This window comes from Novipirellula galeiformis (assembly GCF_007860095.1).
GTDB classification, from domain to species: Bacteria; Planctomycetota; Planctomycetia; order Pirellulales; family Pirellulaceae; genus Novipirellula; species Novipirellula galeiformis.
In genome coordinates this window covers 885,120-903,391 of record NZ_SJPT01000001.1, presented here as the reverse complement: position 1 = coordinate 903,391, position 18,272 = coordinate 885,120, and the positions used below count along the sequence as shown (strand labels likewise).

The 18,272-nt window shown below is 55.4% G+C and carries 16 protein-coding genes; 5 read left to right on the top strand and 11 right to left on the bottom strand.

Features of this window, described 5'->3' with window-relative positions; genetic code table 11:
• Positions 1-16 precede the first annotated feature (16 nt).
• Positions 17-523, bottom strand: a complete 507-nt coding sequence (locus Pla52o_RS03205; protein WP_146593108.1) for a hypothetical protein — start codon at positions 521-523, stop codon at positions 17-19.
• Positions 524-751: 228 nt separating this feature from the next.
• A complete protein-coding gene (locus Pla52o_RS03200; RefSeq protein ID WP_197168968.1) occupies positions 752-2,383 on the bottom strand; it encodes a serine/threonine protein kinase in 1,632 nt (543 codons plus the stop codon).
• Positions 2,384-2,688: 305 nt separating this feature from the next.
• Between Pla52o_RS03200 and Pla52o_RS03195 the strand changes: the two genes are divergently transcribed.
• Positions 2,689-3,828, top strand: a complete 1,140-nt coding sequence (locus Pla52o_RS03195) for an LptF/LptG family permease (RefSeq protein ID WP_146593106.1) — start codon at positions 2,689-2,691, stop codon at positions 3,826-3,828.
• Positions 3,825-4,496 (top strand): TIGR04283 family arsenosugar biosynthesis glycosyltransferase, encoded by a 672-nt coding sequence (locus Pla52o_RS03190; protein ID WP_146593105.1) that lies wholly within the window; start codon positions 3,825-3,827, stop codon positions 4,494-4,496. The genes Pla52o_RS03195 and Pla52o_RS03190 overlap by 4 nt, the downstream gene beginning before the upstream one ends.
• Here the strand turns inward: Pla52o_RS03190 and Pla52o_RS03185 are convergent.
• On the bottom strand, positions 4,476-4,835 hold the full coding sequence (locus Pla52o_RS03185; RefSeq protein ID WP_146593104.1) for a hypothetical protein: 360 nt from the start codon (positions 4,833-4,835) through the stop codon (positions 4,476-4,478). The genes Pla52o_RS03190 and Pla52o_RS03185 overlap by 21 nt on opposite strands.
• 157 nt (positions 4,836-4,992) lie before the next feature.
• Between Pla52o_RS03185 and Pla52o_RS03180 the strand changes: the two genes are divergently transcribed.
• Complete coding sequence (locus Pla52o_RS03180; RefSeq protein WP_146593103.1) at positions 4,993-5,883, top strand: hypothetical protein; 891 nt, start codon at positions 4,993-4,995, stop codon at positions 5,881-5,883.
• A gap of 259 nt (positions 5,884-6,142) precedes the next feature.
• Here Pla52o_RS03180 and xerC read toward each other — a convergent pair whose 3' ends face one another.
• The 4 genes from xerC to Pla52o_RS03160 all read right to left on the bottom strand — a co-directional run bounded on the left by xerC (position 6,143) and on the right by Pla52o_RS03160 (position 9,597).
• Positions 6,143-7,045: a tyrosine recombinase XerC gene (gene xerC / locus Pla52o_RS03175; protein WP_146593102.1), complete on the bottom strand. Its 903-nt coding sequence runs from the start codon at positions 7,043-7,045 to the stop codon at positions 6,143-6,145.
• A 393-nt stretch (positions 7,046-7,438) separates the two neighbouring features.
• Entirely contained in the window at positions 7,439-7,684 is a 246-nt protein-coding gene (locus Pla52o_RS03170; RefSeq protein WP_146593101.1) for a hypothetical protein, read from the bottom strand.
• Positions 7,685-7,756: 72 nt separating this feature from the next.
• A complete protein-coding gene (locus Pla52o_RS03165; protein WP_231612105.1) occupies positions 7,757-8,854 on the bottom strand; it encodes a hypothetical protein in 1,098 nt (365 codons plus the stop codon).
• Between the two features lie 284 nt (positions 8,855-9,138).
• Positions 9,139-9,597 carry a hypothetical protein gene (locus Pla52o_RS03160; protein ID WP_197168967.1) on the bottom strand — a complete coding sequence of 153 codons (459 nt, stop codon included), beginning with the start codon at positions 9,595-9,597 and terminating at the stop codon, positions 9,139-9,141.
• 229 nt (positions 9,598-9,826) lie between these two features.
• Here Pla52o_RS03160 and Pla52o_RS27305 point away from each other — a divergent pair, with 229 nt between their 5' ends.
• A complete protein-coding gene (locus tag Pla52o_RS27305) occupies positions 9,827-10,039 on the top strand; it encodes a hypothetical protein (RefSeq protein WP_146593098.1) in 213 nt (70 codons plus the stop codon).
• Between the two features lie 65 nt (positions 10,040-10,104).
• Here Pla52o_RS27305 and lpxK read toward each other — a convergent pair whose 3' ends face one another.
• Both lpxK and Pla52o_RS03145 read right to left on the bottom strand, forming a co-directional pair.
• Positions 10,105-11,208 carry a tetraacyldisaccharide 4'-kinase gene (lpxK, locus tag Pla52o_RS03150; protein WP_231612052.1) on the bottom strand — a complete coding sequence of 368 codons (1,104 nt, stop codon included), beginning with the start codon at positions 11,206-11,208 and terminating at the stop codon, positions 10,105-10,107.
• 82 nt (positions 11,209-11,290) lie between these two features.
• Positions 11,291-13,747, bottom strand: a complete 2,457-nt coding sequence (locus Pla52o_RS03145) for a DEAD/DEAH box helicase (RefSeq protein WP_146593096.1) — start codon at positions 13,745-13,747, stop codon at positions 11,291-11,293.
• 56 nt (positions 13,748-13,803) lie between these two features.
• On the opposite strand from Pla52o_RS03145, the gene Pla52o_RS03140 reads away from it, so the two are divergent.
• Positions 13,804-15,168 (top strand): glycerate kinase type-2 family protein, encoded by a 1,365-nt coding sequence (locus Pla52o_RS03140; protein WP_146593095.1) that lies wholly within the window; start codon positions 13,804-13,806, stop codon positions 15,166-15,168.
• A gap of 217 nt (positions 15,169-15,385) precedes the next feature.
• Here Pla52o_RS03140 and Pla52o_RS03135 read toward each other — a convergent pair whose 3' ends face one another.
• Together Pla52o_RS03135 and Pla52o_RS03130 are read right to left on the bottom strand one after the other, a co-directional pair.
• Positions 15,386-17,506, bottom strand: coding sequence for an ABC transporter permease subunit/CPBP intramembrane protease (locus tag Pla52o_RS03135; protein ID WP_146593094.1), 2,121 nt, complete (start codon positions 17,504-17,506; stop codon positions 15,386-15,388).
• Positions 17,503-18,240 (bottom strand): ATP-binding cassette domain-containing protein, encoded by a 738-nt coding sequence (locus tag Pla52o_RS03130; protein ID WP_146593093.1) that lies wholly within the window; start codon positions 18,238-18,240, stop codon positions 17,503-17,505. Before Pla52o_RS03130 ends, Pla52o_RS03135 begins: the two co-directional genes overlap by 4 nt.
• Between the last annotated feature and the right edge of the window lie 32 nt (positions 18,241-18,272).

The following is an 18,272-nucleotide window of genomic DNA, read 5'->3' as shown; positions in this document are numbered from 1 at the left end:
ACTGCCATCCCCAGCCTTACTCTCCGATCAAATCCAACGGATCGGCTAGCTTTAGCCCCACCGTGGGAACGTCGCTGGCAGACGAGGGGACCGCCTCCGCCTCCCAATAATCAGTTCTTGGGTCTAGTCGTAGCGAAGGGTCTGTGGCGTCCTCGTCCGCTTGGACAATGCCGTCATCCTGCGAATCGGACGAGACGCGAGGTCCGATCCGCATCGCCTCCCACGGCTTCGGGTAGAAGTAATGTGTCACCGAGCGACACGACTTATTGGCATACGCCCCACGATGCTCGGCCTTGTGCCATGCCATCGCCTCCTGGCTGGACGGGGCGATGTGGTAAGCCACTTTGCCGCCAAGGTACGTCGGTCGATTGAATTTGCGCCGATAGGACTCAGGTAACCGATTGCCAAGCGGACCGATCACATCGATTCGCGGATGAACCGGCTGGTTTTCACGATCGGGGTGATGCGCGTTTGCCGAAACCGAGAGACACGCGATCGTAATGGCCAAGAAAAATCGTGACATAGCATTGCCGTGGGCAGCGGGTATCAAGGGCGTGAAAATCACAGAAGCGACACAACGATCCACCGGGAAACAATCCAAGCGTGAAACACGCCTTCGCATTCACGGTATCGCGGATCCTAGCGACGTTCCGATTCTGTCGACCAAGACTGCGTCGCTACCTTGTGCAGTCGGCATCGATCATGACGACCGTTCACTGACGCGACGATTATTCAGATGATGCGGGCTTTGTTAGATTTCCGGTCGCTGCCGCGACCGGTAGTGTCGCCCCAACACCAACAAATTGACCAACCAAATCGATCCAAACACAAGCGAGGCGTACGGCAACCATCCCATCGAGATCACGGCGCCCACCAAGAAAGTCAGTCCAAGGATTGCGGTCCCGCCCCACACGTGTCCCCCCATCGCGATAAACCCAAACCCGCTCAGCGCCGATGCGATTGGAAATAAGACCCGCCCATCAAGCTCTCCGAACAGCAATAACAGGTTCATCGTGAACAGGCACGTTAAGTAACCGAGCCAAATCGACCAAACCGGACGCTCGGCGACCGTCCGCGGCAAGATCTGACCACGTCGGGCCCAATAGATCGAAGCGAAGATCAATGACAGCATGATGACTCGCGGAATCCAATAGGCAATCCAGGTCGGAAACAAAAGTCGATCCATCGTGAAGATCACCAGGTGGGTGACAAAGATGATCATCCCGATGCCGGTCAACGTGTTACCCCAGGCGGCAAAATCGTTCTGGTGCTGGTCGCGACGGATTTCGCGCGCGACTCGGTCCAGGATCCCACTGCTGCACGCGGCAACCTCCTCCCCCGCTAGATAGCGGTCCAGATCATCGGCAAACGCCTCGGCCGACGGATAGCGACAATCGGCTTCGTAGTGCATTGCTTTCAAACAGATCGCCTCCAAATCCGTAGGGATCGTGTGGCGAATCAATCGAGGCGAGATCGGATCGTCGTGCAGCACCGCGCGAAGAATTTCGGCCGCCGATTGTTCTTGGTGAGGCGGATGGCCGGTCAACAATGCGTACAAAATCGCACCGAGGGAATAGATATCTGCGGCTTCGTTGACGTCACGCACTCCGGCCGCTTGTTCGGGGCTCATGTAATGAGGCGTTCCTAAAACTTGGCCCGTCCGCGTGACGAGGGCTCCATCACGATGCCATTTGGCTAACCCAAAATCGGCCACCAACGGACGGCCATCGTCGGCGATCAGAATATTCTCGGGCTTCAGATCCCGATGCACGATGCCGGCGCGGTGGGCGTAGGCAACCGCACAGGCGACATCGCGAACGATCTTAGCCGCCTCCGGATCATCAAAACACCGGTTGTCCAAACTTCGGTCATCGACGTTCTGTTGAAGCGTAGGGCCTTCGACCAACGTCATCGAAAAGTACTCATAACCGCCCCACGATCCAATATCGTGAATCGCAATGATGCCGGGGTGATGCAGTCCCGCAGCCGCTTCGGCTTCGATCCGAAACCGGCGCCGTTCTTCTTCACAGGCCAAAACCCCGCTGCTGATCAGCTTCAAAGCAACCGGTCGCCCGAGGTTGTCTTGGTTGGCCCGGTACACCACCCCCATCCCTCCACGAGCGATCTCGCACTCGATTTGATAGGGCCCGATACGGGTTCCCACCAACGTGGGCGGCACGATCGCAGGGCTCGGATCGCCAGCGAGCCAATGATGATTGCGAAAAAAGCTTTTCAGTTCATCGGCAAATTGGGGGTACGAGATCAGGTATTGGTTGGGGTCGGGCGAGAGCCCTTTTTCCTGCCTCTCGACGTAATCCGCCATCACGCTGTCCAACAACGAATCTTCCCCCGCAATCGTCGGAGCGATTGGGGGCTTCGGCATATCTCTCGACGGCACATTCATCACTGGAGTATACCCCGAAAGACCGACAACCCAAGCGAACCGACGCGACCCCAACGGGCGCCGCCAACCTTCCCAAGTTGGTCACCGATTTGGAAACGCCCCTATTGGACCGGTGAGTCGAACGCCGCAAACAACGTCAAAACGGCGTGTTCCCATTGGCGGATTTCACGACTGGTCTTGTCTCAACCGCCATGAATTTAGATAGTCCACCCTAGATACGATGCAAACGCAGCCCGTTTGCCGTTTCACTTCATTTCCTCCCTTCGACCCCACCTGGATTGATCGTGACCAAGATTGATCGATACATCCTGATTTTATTCCTCCGCACGGTGTTGGTATGTTTTTGCTCGATTGCGGGCATTTTTATCGTATTTCACGCCTTCACCAGCCTCGATGACCTTGTCCATCAAGCGCGAACCGACGGCGGATTGGTGCGGGTGATGATCCGGTTCTACGGTCCCTACATGTTGTTGTTATTCGACTGGACCGGCGCCATCATTGTCTTGATGTCATTGCTATTTACCGTCGGATGGCTGCGACGCACCGGTGAAATGACGGCGACGCTTTCGGCAGGCATTTCACATGGCCGGATTCTGCGTCCCATGCTCGTCGCGTCCTTTCTGATCATCGCGGTTCAATTAGTGAATCGAGAATTCTTGTTGCCGCATTACCGTGATGCTCTGGCAATGAAAGCCAAAGCGATGGAACAGGAACCCGAACAACCGATCCTTCCTTGCTACGACTTGACCAACCAAATCTTGATCGAAGGGGCATCGTTGTTGGCCAAAAGCAAACGCATCAACTACCCCAGTTTTCGGTTGGACGGTGATTTTGCGGGCTACGGAGATTTGATCACCGCTCGAACCGCACAGTGGACCGAAGCGACCGCGGATCATGCCGAAGGCTATTGGGTCCGTGGGATCAAACGGCCCGAGCAAATCGATTCGCTGCCCTCGGTAGGAACCCAAAATCGCCCTGTCATTTTGACTCGGCACGATCATCCGTGGCTACAGCCCAATGAATGTTTCATCGCAACGACCATCCATTCCGAATTCTTACAAACCGATCAATCAACGTCTCGCATGGTCTCGATCTCCGAACTGGCGTCGCGAATTAAAAACCCAGCGGTCCATAGCAGCATGAGTGTCCAAGTGCTGTTGCACGAACGGATGGTCCGGCCGACACTGGATTACGCCTTGGTGTTACTCGGGTTGCCCATCGTCGTGAATCGACGCGGACGGAATCTATTTCTAATGATCGCCGTTGCGATTGGCACCGTGATGTTCTTTTTTGGTATCAAAACGCTCTCAGGTGCGATGGGAGGCAGCGGCTACTTATTGTCACCCGCGATGTCCGCTTGGGTGCCGCTGCTGATTCTGGGACCGATAGCCTATGTCCGACTTCGAGAAGTACAAAACGAATGACACCCGCGGATATTTCAGTGGTCATCCCCGCGATCAATGAAGCTCAGTCGATCGCGTATGCGATTCGTTCGGCGTTGCAGGCTGGGGCGTCCGAAGTGATCGTTTGCGACGGAGGTAGTGATGATGAAACCGTCTCCGTCGCAACCGCGGCGGGAGCCACAAAAATCATTCGCTCGATTCCCGGACGTGGCATTCAATTGAACGCAGGTGCCGTTTTCGCAAGTCGCGAAATGGTACTGTTCCTACACGCCGACAATCAACTCGATGCGTCGTGTCTAAACCAAATCTGCGAAATCCCCGATGTCGTGTGGGGAGCGTTTCAGCAACGAATCGATCACCCGCGGCGTGCCTACCGAATCCTCGAAAAAGGGAATGCGGCGCGAGTTCGCTATCGCGGCATGGCGTTTGGCGACCAAGCCATTTTTGTCCGCCGAGCCGTCTACAAACAAGCCGGCGGTTTTGAAGAGATCGAATTGATGGAAGACGTGGCTTTTTCACGGACCATGCGAGCGATCGCTAGACCTGTGTTGCTTTCCGGTCCGATCACGATCAGTGCCCGTCGCTGGGAAGAACGAGGCATCGTCCGTCAAACGCTGCGGAATTGGAATCTGCAATGCCGCTACCGCTTGGGAGCCTCGCCGCGGCAATTAGCCAAGCGGTATTGTTAGTCCCCGCAGGACGGACTTCTGAGCCATCCGCTTGAGGGCTAAGACGCGCATGCCAAAGGTACTCACCGCCGTCCACGTCACCATCAGAATCTTTCGTTGTCCAACCCGCCGATTATCTTCACGCATTTCGGTAGCAGCGGCCATCGGACCTAGGTTCTTGAAACGGCACGCATGACGAATCCAGACAAAAAAGTCGTCTTGCTCCGCGATGATAAAGATCGCTGGAATGGGAAAGAAAAACGATATCCTTAGAAGCGTCTGTGGATCGCCAAAAACAATCGGAACGCCTCTCGATAAGTCTCGAAGGCATTTCAAAATAATGTTGGCTTTGATCTGCACTGATTCGATGCTCCGAATCAAAAACACGGTAGAACATAAGACTTCCGAATGCCCAACGAGATCATTTTTCTCCTGCAAGCCTTTAAAAGGCTTAGAGCCTGTATTCCTCCCCCACCGATTTTTCTACATGGCCAAACATCTTGAAGGATCAATTCGAATGTCGCTTCCGATCGTCTTTATCCATACTGGATTTGCCGAACACCTGTGGATTGCAACACGTCAAGCTCAATTGACCAATCCTGACTTGCCTATTGCGTTGCTAGGCGACCGAAAGAACCGGAAGATAAAATGGGTTACGCAGCACTATGATGTCGCCGACCATTTTGATTCTGCGAAAGAATTTGAGAAGGTTTATAAGCATCGCAGCACGAATGGAATTAAATTCGAGCTGTTCTGTTTTCAACGTTGGTTCGTGCTGCTTCAGTGGATGAAAGAGCAAGGCATCGAACGTTGCTGGTGTCACGATTCTGATGTCATGATCTACAGTGACATGTCTGAGTTGGCGGAACAATATAGTGATGTCGACTTAGTTATTTGTGCGAAAAGTGGCCACTCGCTACTAGTTCAGAACCGGCAAGGACTCGAAGATTTCTGCAACTACGTGCTCCGCATGTACACCGATGAAACGCTCGATGCAAAGTTAAACGCCTTTTTCGAACAGCGGCAATCAGAAGGTGGACTGGGAGGCATCTCCGATATGTTAGCGTTTGAGTATTTCGCCCACGAGTTTCCTGAGCGAGTTGCCAGTTCGCATCAGTCATACGAGCGTGGCATCATCGACCCCGGCATGCACGTGACGGGCGATTTTGTAGGGGACGTCCGCAAGTCAATTCATTGGAAGAATGCATTACCCTATGGACGACTTAAAGACGGCAATGAAGCGGTCCGTTTTCATTCGCTTCATTTTCAAGGCGGAAATAAACGTCTGATGGCGTCGCATGCTTCGCAGCCAGACTTGGGACTGCTGGGGATTTGCATACGTCGACGTACGATAGCTCGGTTGAAGCGTATAACGCGAAGCGTGAATAAGCGTTTGCGCGCCGCTTAGGGGATGGGGTGCACCGTTGATAACTTGGAGGTTGATACGCTTGTTGCGTATTGCTCAGAAGGGCATCGACGGTTCCAGCCGGGACGCGATCGATTGCTTGAAAAGCCAACCCGATTTGGGTCTGGCTTCGGCAGCGGTCATCTGGCGTTAGACGCGTTTTTGGGGTTAGAACGAGAGCTAAAAATCGAACCACATCCCCGTCCCTTGTGCAGAGCTCCCGCTCGACTCTTTGACATGTCAGGGAGTCTCATCCACAGTTTCAACTTGCTCGCGGATGCGCTTTCTCGTAGACCGACAACAAATTCGCAGCGCTAACGTGCGTATAGATTTGGGTCGTAGCAAGACTTTTGTGTCCGAGCAACTCTTGTACGCTACGGATATCGGCGCCGCGATCAAGTAGATGCGTCGCGAAACTGTGACGCAAGGTATGAGGACTCACGCGTGAATCGAGTCCCACCACGGCAATATGTTTGTCGAGCATTCGTCCCACGCTGCGTGTGGTTAGAATGTTGCCAAAACGATTGACGAACACCGGAGCATCGCGGCCGAGCTGCTCCGTCTTGGGGTCACGGACCCGCCGTTGTTCGTATTTCTTGATCGCCTTGATGGCAAACGATCCCAGCGGACTAATTCGTTCCTTGCGTCCTTTACCGCGCACACGCAAAATTTGCTCATCGAAATCCAGATCACGGTCACGCAGTCCGACCAACTCGCTTACACGCAAGCCGGAGGAATACATCGTTTCCAAGATCGCTCGATCGCGAAGCCCCGCCACATCATGACTTGGAGGGGCCAGCAACAAACGGCCCACTTCCTCATTGCTCAACACGAGAGGCAACTTGCGTTGCCGACGCGGATTGCGAAGTGGCTTGGCGGGATTGAGCGTCGCGATCCCTTGTCGCATCGCAAAGCGATAGAAGCTACGCAGCGACGCGAGCTTGCGTGCGATCGTGGTCCTTGCGTACCCCGCTTCTTGCAGCGCCGCTTGAAAGGTACGCAACTCTTGAGGTGATAACGCATCCGGCTTGGGAACCTTCCCACGCGTGGCGCGAAACCACTCCATCATCGCGAACAGATCTTCACGATAGGCTTTGATGGTCAGATCCGACGCGTTGCGTTCGGTCGCCAAGTATTTCAAAAATTGAGTGATCGCGCTTTGCATGGAGTGCAGTGGGGGCTCGAGCGTAGCGAAAGTCGCAGTGACATTTGGCGGTCTGTCGTGCTGCCTATTTTTGCGGGACGGCGTGGAACCGTCCGGCGTATTTCGAACGTCTTTACACGCCGTAGCCAATCGACTGGTGGTGTGTTGATTTCACCAGCCGCAACGTGCCAGCGTCCGCTGGATGCATCTTCACCGGAGGCGTTAGTTTTGAACGGTGCGAGTTTTCACAACCCAAAGCGTAAGCGAGGGAAAATCGATCTTGGTTCAGTCCCTCGATTACGCTTCGGGTGATGATTTGCTGGAAAAAACAGCAATGGCGCAACTTCACAACGCGTCCGCAACTTCACAACGCGTCCGCGAGGGATGATCACGCTTGACTCGGTTGACGGCGACTTAGTGGAAGTCGTCGATCGACAAACTGTCAAACTCTTCGCTAGCCAGCATGTCATCTTCGGTTGGCACGGCATCACGGATTTTGCGGCTCAGCATCGCCGCGTCATACCATGAAAACTCGAGGTCCGGGTCGGCAGCGAAACGCGCTAATTGACGCAGCGTCTCATCACGGTTGACATCATCGAACAAGAAGATGAACCGCTCTTCGCCCTTGACCAGCGCTAAAACATTGATTTCCTGATCCATTTGATGCAAGTGTCCATTTGCTAGTCACAACGCTGTTGCCAAACAGCCGGGTTTACCCGGCTTACCTGGACTTCAGTATCGGCTGAGCGGCCACCGCAAGATGAGGTCCCTTGTGTCACTTCCACCCCGGGATTCGAGCATTTCGGATATGTGGACGTGACAACAGAAACGAATGAAATCATCGCTACGTTTTAAATAACCCTGCCATCCTCCCGAACGCGCATCATCGCCCGTTTCAACGTAGTCAGCGAGTCGATTTGTGAAATAAGAGTCATCTCCTCGGTAGATCCGTGTGTGGGAGAGCACGGGATCATGATTGACCAAGGTCGTCGGCCGCACAGGGGAGGGGGGATCGGGAATCAAGTCCGTCGGGTCCGGCCAATTCTGCGGTAGCGGGGCCTCCGGCGATGCGTCGCGGAACACTCCCAATCCGACCTCGTCGGCCAACGACGGTCCTCCGCTTTGACTCTCTACATATTGATCCTCGCCCAATCCTGGCGGTCCGACATCGGCGTACGTGTCCGGCGGCAAACCGAGCTCCGTCGTTGTTGGCGGACGAAGTTGGTTCACGTCCATGGGCAGCTCCCCAGAGACACGGTGCAGCTTGTTCCCGGCAACCGCAGCGGGCTCATCCGAGGCAAGTGGCGATTGCGTTTCCAGCTGGCTGCGGGCAAGTTCAAATTCCGCTTCGCGAACGATCCGTCGCGGAATCTGTTTTTCTTTGTCGGTTCCCCATGGCAATCCGTAGCCAGCGGGGACCGGATGGAAGCCTTCGTTGGCCGCGTACCAGTGAACCGTCATCGCCATCCGCGGCGGATAGTAGGACTGAAAATCGGTGACCGATCCGACGACAATCGCTTCTACGCCCATCTTTTTGGCCAGCCGCTGGAAATCCGCCCCCGTCGTTGGCTCGCCGTAAGTTGCCGAATATTGCAGCCACTGAGCTCGGGTGACGCCGATGGGCATGACTTCAAAACCAGGGACCGCTTGCAACGCCGCGTAATAGCTTTCCGATACCAACCCCGTGTCGAGCGTCGGTTCATTGCTCTGGTTAAAGAACGGCAGCACGGCGACGCGTTTCATCTGTGGAAACGGGTTGTGCAGCGATTCACGCTGGCGAGTATCCGGTACAAGCGAACAGCCTAGCGAACCCAGTCCTGTGACGAGCATCAACAGGAGAGAAAATGATGGAGCGAGTTTCACGACAGATCTCGGCGCAGGCGGTGCCGCACATCGTCACTCCGCTCCCAATACACTCATCGGACGATCCCTCGCGCAAACTGAAGAGAATTCTGAAAAGAAATTCGATCACTTAGATGCGCTGCATGTGTGGCACTTCGTCGCACTGCCGTTGCTGCATCGAAGCGTTAGCGGGGGGACGACGCTCGATGCTGACTTCACGCGGTCCGTCGCGGACGCGCCGGGTGATGTTTTTCGGAGAAAACGGAGGCGTCTTAGTGATGAACGTAGACAGGGACGTAATAAGTGCGTCGCGGCGCATAGCGGCTGGAGGTCATTGGAGTGGCACTCCAATTTGGTCGCAGCGGATCGTGACCGATCCACAAATTGTACTCCATACGAGCAATCCGCTGCTGGGAACGATACTGTGCTCGAGCCTGCCGAATCTCCGCAGCCGTCCGGGTTCGCTCGTGCCTCAGCGAGAGACTGGTGGAATCCGAGGGCGACGCCGTGGACGCAAAGAGTGACGAGTGTTCACCTTCGGCCTGGGCTTCCGCGTGGGTTTCAGCCTCCTGGGCCCAGGACGGCTGGGAAAGCACGCCCCAAATGGCGGCGATAGCGAGCGAAAGGGGAATCAGGTGACGAGTATTCATAAGAATCGCTTCGACCAAAAACAAGGGTTCAAACGGGGGGACGAACCCGAGCAGGGCTCCCTTGGGGAATCGGATTTTCACCGTAAATGAATTCAGCCTCACCGTTAAAACTGACCCGAGTCCCTGATTTTTAGTGAGGAATTGGAGGATTATTGCGCTCATCCCCTTCAAATTTGAAGAAAACTGAGTCCACTATAGAAGAACAAAGGTCGATGACGGCCTTTGCGTTCTCACGAAAGCCATTGCATGGCGAATCCCGTATTTTTCGTGCGAACGCTTTCCCCCCTTTCTTAGACTGAGGATTTTTTCAGTGCCCACTCTCCGAATGATCGTCCCCACCTTTTTGGCTGCTGCATTGATGGTTGTCTCCGTTGGCTGCAAGCCGCCTGCCCCACCTGAAGTCGTCGTCGACGAAACCGTTGAAGTAGATGCCGCTGATTCGAACACCACTGCAGCTGCTGAAACTCCAGCAGCGGTTGTTGAAACCCCTGCAGCTGAAGAAGCAGCACCTGCCACTGAATAAGCGAAGGCATTGATTCCTTCGATTTTGCGGATCAAACTGAACGTCTCTTCGCACGGAAGAGACGTTCAAGATCCCTTCTCTTCGACCCCTTCGCTGTCTTGTTGAACCCGCTGCGCGATGTTCTCAAGCAGCCCCGTCAACGGGTTCCTCCTCGGGTCCTCCTCCGTTATGCCAAGATCAGCTTGATCGCGGTGCTGCAAACGGAGCTCGACAAGCAATGCGGCTAAGCGAATGCCCCCAAGCGAATCGGTGCAAAGCTTCACTAGATCCTTGTGAGTGCAAACGACCATTGCAATCGAATCGCCCAACGATCGAATCCAAGTCCGCAACGACTCGACGGTCTCAGGAGCATAAGGATCGTGATCAGGCAAATCACGCGAGTCGACGATCGTTGCTCCACATCGCACCAACGTTTCTCGAAAGGCATCGGGATTTCCGATCGCAGAGACGACGGCGATGTTGCACCCTTCTAACGCCTCGATCGGAACTTCTAGGCTGGGGTACTCCAACAACGCGGTCGGGACGTGTGCACTTCGCACGACCGCTAGCCCTGCGTTAGCCCGCTCGATTTGCTGCTCAATCGACCGCAGCCGATCCTCAGCGACGGCATCACAGCGGCTGAGGATGACGAGGTCGGCACGCGCGAGGCTCGAAATCGGTTCTCGCAATAGACCGCGTGGCAACAAATGCCCAAACCCAAACGGCTCCGTCGCATCAACCACCACCAAATCCAAATCGCGATGCAAGCGACGGTGCTGGAACCCATCGTCCATCAAAATCAGTTGGACTTCCAATTCGTCGACCGCGATCGTTGCTGCGGCCACACGATCGGGATCTTGCACGTGAGGCACATCCGGCAGCCGAGCATACAGCTCAAGGGCCTCGTCGTTGGCATCGGCATCGCCGCGACCATATCCGCGGCTGACGATGCCTACGCGGATGCCTTGGCTGCGAAACCATTTTGCCAAGAAACAAACGACCGGTGTCTTTCCGGTTCCGCCGGTGGTCAAGTTGCCCACGCTGATTACCGGCACATCACATTGCACGACCCCTTGTCCGGCGTCGTAACCACGGTTGCGTTTCCAAACGCCGACGGCATACGCTCGGCTGGCAACCCAAAGTCCACCCCGCATCGCAGCGGCCAACGGACCTTTTCGCCGGCCGTTCATAATTGATCGATAGTCCATAAATTTCCGAGCCGATTGAAGTGGCATCGGCAGCTCTAGCGTGAAAGGCAAATCGATGACGACGCTAAGAGTTGCGGCGTCCGAGTCCGACCAAATCATCAACCGGTGTTTTGCTGTCCGACAAAATTTCATCGGTACTCTGCGGGTCGATCTTGCGACACGATTCGGTCAACAGATCCGCAAGATCGTCGAGCGGATCTTCCCAGGTCTCGACGGTCGATTCAAGCGGAGGAACATTGGCCATCTCATCCAACAACAGAATCATCCGCAAACAATGGCGAAACAGGATCCCCTCTTCCTTTTGCAACTTTCGCGCGGTGACGTACTTGTTGAAATCGCCACCAAACTCGAGCAACTCGCCGACAATCCAAACGGGACGTACGTTGACGTTGTGCACGCGTGGAAACTCTTCGCGAAACAACCGCAATAGTTTTTCGCCAATCGTCAACGGCCACACCCGCGGTTCGTCAAACATCACACGACCGAAGCCGCGATCACGCACCTCTTCCTCTTCGTCATCTCCCTTGGCCCCGAGTTCCTCGGCCGTCGCCAGCCCCATCGTCAACAATTGAGAATCCAACCGCGTCGTTGCCAGCGTGCCGGCGGGCATGTCATCGTACGAAGGCATTCGCACATAGCGAGCCACCGAACCAGGAACCTCCAAAACGCTTTCCAGCACCGCGATTCGTTCTTGCGGATCGGCGATCGCCAATTGGTCGGCCAAGTAAACGCCAAACAACGGATTGATGCTTTTCAAATGCACCAAGCGTTCCAATCGGTCGGTCGGCTTCGCTAGCGTCGGTCGATAGTCGTCGACCTCGTAGCCACGACTTTCGATCAAAGCCGGATCTTGGTTGTCCTCTTCTTCGTTCGCCTTTTGGGTCTCGTCATCGCTCCGCATTTGATCCAGCAAATTGCCAAACAAACCTTCGGTCGCTTTGACCGCCGGCTCATCGTCTTTCGATTTCTTGATCAGTTTGGGCGAAGCCGCTCGCGGCTTGGGATCAAGTTCGATGTAACCGGCCGTCCACAACGTGATCAGCATCCGATTCAAATCGCGCTGAGCCTCTTCGATGCCTTTGGGCGGCAACAAGCGACGTCCGACCAAATCGCGAATCGGTTGCACTTCGGCGTTCTCACCCAACAAGTAAGCGAGCAATCGCCACGGTAATCGTCCTCGGCTGGACAGATTCGCGGCGGCCGCTTGCTGCAACTGTTCAAATTGCAACGCCGTCCAATACGATTCGCCACTCCGCCGCTTGGGCATTTTTTTCTTGAGCTGTTTTTTGGCCTTCATCAATCCCGGATCTTTGGTGTCCTCAGGAATCGAATCGTACTTTTCTCGCCAACGATTGATTTTGACGTCGTCTTCGTGGGCCAACGAAAAGACATAGCCGCGGTCGTCGAACTGAGGCCGCCCGGCGCGCCCAAAGATCTGTTGCGCCGACGAGGGATCGACCAGTTTCTTTTTGTCCTTCGGGCCTTTCAGCAAACTGGGTAACACCACACTTCGCGCGGGCAGATTGATGCCGGCGGCGAGCGTTTCGGTGCACACACAAAAACTCAACAATTTCCGCTGGAACAACTCTTCAACAATCCGCCGATAACGCGGCAGCACGCCCGCATGATGCACACCGACGCCGCGCATCAGGATCGCCTTCAGCTTTGGCCCCGCACCTTCGCTCATATCGGCTGCGTTCAAATAGTCCGCCAATTCGGCTTGGCGTGTCTTGTCGATTAAACTTTTGCCTTTCAACAGTTCCGCGGTGGTCCAGCATTGCGAGCGGCTGAAACAGAACAGCAGCGACGGTGTCCGTCGCGTGACCTCGTCTCCGGCGGCGATTTTTTCGGCAAAGTCGGCCAGAATGTCGTCTTCAACCCACTCGAATTGTAGTGGCACTTTGCGTTCGGTTCCCGAGACCAATTGCAACCGCCGTTGGTGCGATCGATACAACCACGAGGTGAAATCGAGGGCGTTGCCCACCGTCGCACTCAATAGCATTGTGCGGATATGTGCCGGCAGCAATCCGAGCGTCAACTCCCAAACAATGCCACGTTCGGGATCGTTGAAGTAATGAAATTCATCCATCACGACCGACGAAACATTGTCAAAATCAAACGACTCAGGATTGAGTAACCGATTGAGCAAAATTTCAGCGACGACCACCAACACGGGGGCGTCGGGGTTGGCGGTCCGATTGCCGGTCACCAAACCGACTTGGTCCGCAGAAAATCCCCAGCGGACGGCCGACTCGCGAAGCTCGACCAATTTTTGGTCCGTCAGTGCGATCAGCGGCGTGGTGTAGTACATTCGTTTGCCGGTCCGCAACGCTTCATACACCGCAGCCTCGGCGATCAGCGTTTTCCCCGTCCCGGTGGGGGCACACACCAGCACTCCTTGCTCGTTCGTAAAAAACGCCAGCAAGGCTTCTTCTTGGACGGGATACGGTTGGAACGGAATCAGATCGAAGTATTCCGAAGCCAAAACGTCACGGTCGGGATTCTCAGTTGGTTGCGTCATAGTCTACAAGTTGTAACAGTCATCTAAGAACAATGGACCTAGGGAGACAAGAATCGATGCCAAGTCTGCGACAAGACGCCCTTTCGATCTGGAACGCCGGGGTCGATTCCGTCCGTGCCCATGAGCTCGTCGTCTCGCAAATCCAAGTCGAATACGATCAACTTTGCATCGCCGATCATGTTTTCTCGCTCGCCGATTTCGACCGCATCGTTGTTGTCGGTGCGGGCAAAGCAGCCACCGCAATGGCCACGGGGTTGACCGCAGCGATCGGCGATCGGTTGCCCATCGAGGGCTGGATCAATGTACCTGAAGGCACCGTCCCCGCAGAGGGATCCGAAGTACTTCGCCATATCCATATTCATCCCGCTCGTCCGGCGTCAGTGAACGAACCAACCTCCGACGGCGTTTACGGAACCGAACAAATCTTGCGACTCGTCCGCGCTGCGAACCCGCGTGACCTCTGCATCGCGTTGATTTCCGGCGGAGGCAGCGCGTTGCTTCCCGCGCCGATCTCCGGTGTCACCCTCGAGGACAAACTCGCGGTGATCCGGCATCTCAGTGCGTCCGGCGCGGACATCACCGAGCTGAATACCGTTCGCAAACATCTCAGCGATGTCAAAGGAGGCGGATTGCTGCGTGCGTGTCGCGCCAAGCAATTGATCACCTTGATCCTATCCGATGTGCTCGGCGATCCCATCGACTTGATCGCTTCGGGACCCACGGTGGAGGACACGTCGAGCAACACGGACGCGTTGGATGTACTGGCGAAATTCGATCCCCAGCGAAACTTGCCCGCATCGGTCTACGACGCCCTGAATTCCGCCCCCGTCACGAATCCGCCTCCCACAACGACCGCCACGACCTGCATCATCGGCAACAATGCACTGGCGGTCGATGAAGCCGGGATCGTTGCCGAGCGGCTCGGCTACAACCATATCATGCACTCAGCCAAAACCGCCGAACCGTCCGCCGAAACGGTGGGACGCGAGTTTGCCGAGATGTTGGTGGCGATGCTTCGCAGCGACGACGAGCATCGATCGAATTGTTTGATCACCGGTGGCGAACCGGTCGTCACGCTCGCGCCCGCGGAGATCCGCGGACTCGGCGGCCGCAATCAACAACTTGTCCTGGCCGCCTATCAAACCCTCTTGGACTGCGATTTAACGCCAGAAGAGTGGAGCCAAATTGCCTTATTATCCGGCGGCACCGACGGCGAAGATGGCCCCACCGATGCTGCCGGTGCGATATTGGACGCGAGCGTGCATCGCATCGCCAGCGAAAAACAACTCGACATCGCCGATTTTTTGCGACGCAACGATGCCTATCATTTCTTTGCGCAAACCGGCGGTCTAATCCAATCTGGCCCAACCGGCACCAACGTCTGTGACATCCGCGTCGGCGTGATCGCCAAGCGTCGCTGATCGCTCCGCGATCTTTGCGTTTCGCCCTAGCGGGACAATCCTATGACATCCTCAGGCAACGCCTTTGGAAGTGACACGTTTTCATAACCCGAAGTGTAAGCGAGGGAATATCACTCGTGACTCGGTCCCTCGCTGACGCGTCGGGTTATAATTTAGCAGGCAAGAACGGCAACAACGCAACTTCCAAAACAACGCATTGCTTCGACTCTTTTCTACATCAAGCTTGCGGATGGATCGCGGAGCGATCAACGATATCGGACGCGCGCGTACTCCACCACACAATCAACGCACCCAGCGCACCAACCGCAGTGAACCCCACGATCCACAGCCACGGTAAATGAGCTTGCTGATTGTCAACGGCGCTGCCCAGGAAATCAAATTGTTCACTGTAGCGTCCGAACAACGAAAGCCATCCGTTGTGAACGAAATGCATCACCATCCCCGGCACAACGCTGCCCGTTCGATACGCGATCCAACCCAGCATCAATCCCAACAACGTCGTTGGAATGAACCGCTCGATCAACAGTGCATTGCCCGTCAACACATGAAACAAACCAAACAACACCGAAGTGAGCACGATGGTTTGCACAGGGGACATCACACGAGAAAACGAGGAGAACAGAAAACCGCGAAAGCACAACTCTTCAATCACCGCCGGGGCGACGGCAAACGTCAACAACAACAACCCTACCGGCACCTGTTTGATGGCCGCCAATTGTCCAAGCACCTCCGTGATCCGCTCGTCGCTTAAGCCTCCGATCCCAAACGACTTGGCGACGACAAACGATTCATGAGCCAGAGCCCAGGCCCCGAACCCAATCAACACCACCCCAACGAAACAAAACATCGGCGGCATGCGAAGTCGAAACGTCGTGCGGTAGCGATGTCGCCCCAGCCACGTTGCGACCAACGGCACCAACCCGAACGTCAACAGCAGCGTCATGATATTGAGCGCAAACTTTGCCGACATCGAAACCTGGTCCCCAAACGCTTGGACAAACCGCATCAGACCGTTGGATCCCATGAAATAAATCGGCACCAATAACGCCAACATCAACGCCGCCGATTGGACACTCGGAACCGGAGTCACTTTTTGCGGACGATGAAAAAACGAGCCAATCGATTGTTCACTCGTGCGCGTGACCGCATCATTGCCAAACAATCGCGAGGCGACCGCCAACGCCGCGGCGGCATACCCCATCGTGCTAAGCACCGCCGCCAAGGCGCCCACCGGATTGAAAGCTCCTGCGAGCAGATCGCGAGCTAACAACACGATGCTGATCAACGGTGCGATCGCCAATGGCCCGCTCAACTCGACGCCCGGCATCAACGACAACATGCCTGGCGCGAGCGCCAACAACATCACCGGAATCAAATAGGCTTGAGCCTCTTTGAATGATTTGGCAAAGCTCGTCAAACAGAGCAACAATGCGGAAAAGAAACCGCTAAACAGAATCAACAGCCCTAGAATTTGCAGCACGGCAATCCAAGGAAATGCGTTGTCGCCCGTCAAGAACTGCAACATCCCGGACAACCACAGCGTCGTAAACATCGCCAACAGATTCACCATGGCCGTTAACAACGCAACGATCACTACCGCGATGTATTTGGCAAACAACACGTAAAAGCGAGGCACCGGCGACGCCATCAACGATTCCATCGTACCGCGTTCTCGCTCCCCTGCGGTTAAATCGATCGCGGGGTAAACCGCCCCCGTGATCGTCATCAACACCAACACCAACGGCACGATCGTTGCCAACAGCGGCATCTCGCCCTGTTGACCAATCTCAGCAACGCTCACCTCCGCCGGAGGACGGTAATCAGACGCCACCACCTCAGCAACTTGCTGTGCAAAATTGGAACGTAGCCACTGCAAACGTTCGACCAGCACGCGACGTGCATTTTGGCTGCCGGCGTCACCGCGAAACGACGTGATCGTGAAATGCGGCGTTTCGGCAAACTCAATTTGCACTGCGACATCACATCGATTTGCGTTCAACGCCTCTACGGCATCTCCGTTCTCCGTCAACCGGATGTCAAACTCAGCGATGCCTCCTCCACTCGACTCGGCGATAGAGCTAGGGGGTTGGCTTTGCGGATCGTCCAAAAACGACCTCAGCAATTCCCCCTCCTTCTGCGTGGCCACGCCGATGACAAAAACATTTGTCGGACTGGCTCCGGAGGTCAGCAGAAACCGATTCAAAGCCATGCTCAGAAGCGGATAGAGAAGCAGCGGCATGATTAACAGCGTCATCACGGTCCGCCGATCACGGATCGTTTCACGCAGTTCTTTTTGGCAAAGCCGAAAAATTCGGCTGCGCATCAGCACTCCACTCATGCCGCCTCGCTATTCATCAAGTCCACAAACATATCCACAAGATGATCACGACCGGTCGCTTGCCGAAGCTCCGTCAAATCACCTTCGTATTCCAATCGGCCTTGATGCAACAAACCAAATCGGTCGCACAACCGCTCGGCTTCGTCCAAACGATGCGTGCACACGACAACCGCCTTGCCCGCTTCACGCAAATGTCCGATGTATTCAAAAATCGTCTGCACCCCAACCACATCCAAACCACGCGTCGGTTCATCCAACAACATGACGGGCGGATCGTGGATCAAACCACGAACGAGGGTGACGCGTTGTCGTTGTCCGGTGCTGAGCGTCCCAGCGCGGCGATCGAGTAAATGCTCGATCCCCATTAACGCCGCAAGCTCTTCCGCACGCGTTGCGGCGAGATCGGGATCGACGGCGTAAAGATCGCCAAAGTACAACAGCATTTCGCGAACACTCAACCACGGATAAACACCGTCGTTGGAAGAAACGAACCCCAATCGCGACTTCACCGCGATCGGATCCACCGTCGTGTGAATCCCATCAACCGCCGTGTAGCCGTGGTCGGGTTCAAGTAAACCGAGAATGATTCGCAAGGTCGTCGTCTTGCCCGCTCCGTTAGGCCCGAGCAAGCCGTAGACCACTTTTTCGGAAACCGAAAACGACAAATCGTCGACCGCGCGCACCTCCCCGGAATCGAGCGAGAAGGATTTAACGAGCGATTGAACCTGGAGCATGTGGGCAACGACCGTGAGCAAAGTTCAGAACG

What these genes read in the sequence shown, in the direction of transcription:
- Pla52o_RS03170 (WP_146593101.1), bottom strand. Translation starts at nt 7,684, where the DNA reads ATGGATCAGGAAATCAATGTTTTAGCGCTGGTCAAGGGCGAAGAGCGG.
- lpxK (WP_231612052.1), bottom strand. Translation starts at nt 11,208, where the DNA reads ATGAACGGCCGGCGAAAAGGTCCGTTGGCCGCTGCGATGCGGGGTGGA.
- xerC (WP_146593102.1), bottom strand. Translation starts at nt 7,045, where the DNA reads ATGCAAAGCGCGATCACTCAATTTTTGAAATACTTGGCGACCGAACGC.
- Pla52o_RS03130 (WP_146593093.1), bottom strand. Translation starts at nt 18,240, where the DNA reads ATGCTCCAGGTTCAATCGCTCGTTAAATCCTTCTCGCTCGATTCCGGG.
- Pla52o_RS03165 (WP_231612105.1), bottom strand. Translation starts at nt 8,854, where the DNA reads ATGCTCGTCACAGGACTGGGTTCGCTAGGCTGTTCGCTTGTACCGGAT.
- Pla52o_RS03205 (WP_146593108.1), bottom strand. Translation starts at nt 523, where the DNA reads ATGTCACGATTTTTCTTGGCCATTACGATCGCGTGTCTCTCGGTTTCG.
- Pla52o_RS03145 (WP_146593096.1), bottom strand. Translation starts at nt 13,747, where the DNA reads ATGACGCAACCAACTGAGAATCCCGACCGTGACGTTTTGGCTTCGGAA.
- Pla52o_RS03140 (WP_146593095.1), top strand. Translation starts at nt 13,804, where the DNA reads ATGCCAAGTCTGCGACAAGACGCCCTTTCGATCTGGAACGCCGGGGTC.
- Pla52o_RS03135 (WP_146593094.1), bottom strand. Translation starts at nt 17,506, where the DNA reads ATGAGTGGAGTGCTGATGCGCAGCCGAATTTTTCGGCTTTGCCAAAAA.
- Pla52o_RS03200 (WP_197168968.1), bottom strand. Translation starts at nt 2,383, where the DNA reads ATGCCGAAGCCCCCAATCGCTCCGACGATTGCGGGGGAAGATTCGTTG.
- Pla52o_RS03180 (WP_146593103.1), top strand. Translation starts at nt 4,993, where the DNA reads ATGTCGCTTCCGATCGTCTTTATCCATACTGGATTTGCCGAACACCTG.
- Pla52o_RS03190 (WP_146593105.1), top strand. Translation starts at nt 3,825, where the DNA reads ATGACACCCGCGGATATTTCAGTGGTCATCCCCGCGATCAATGAAGCT.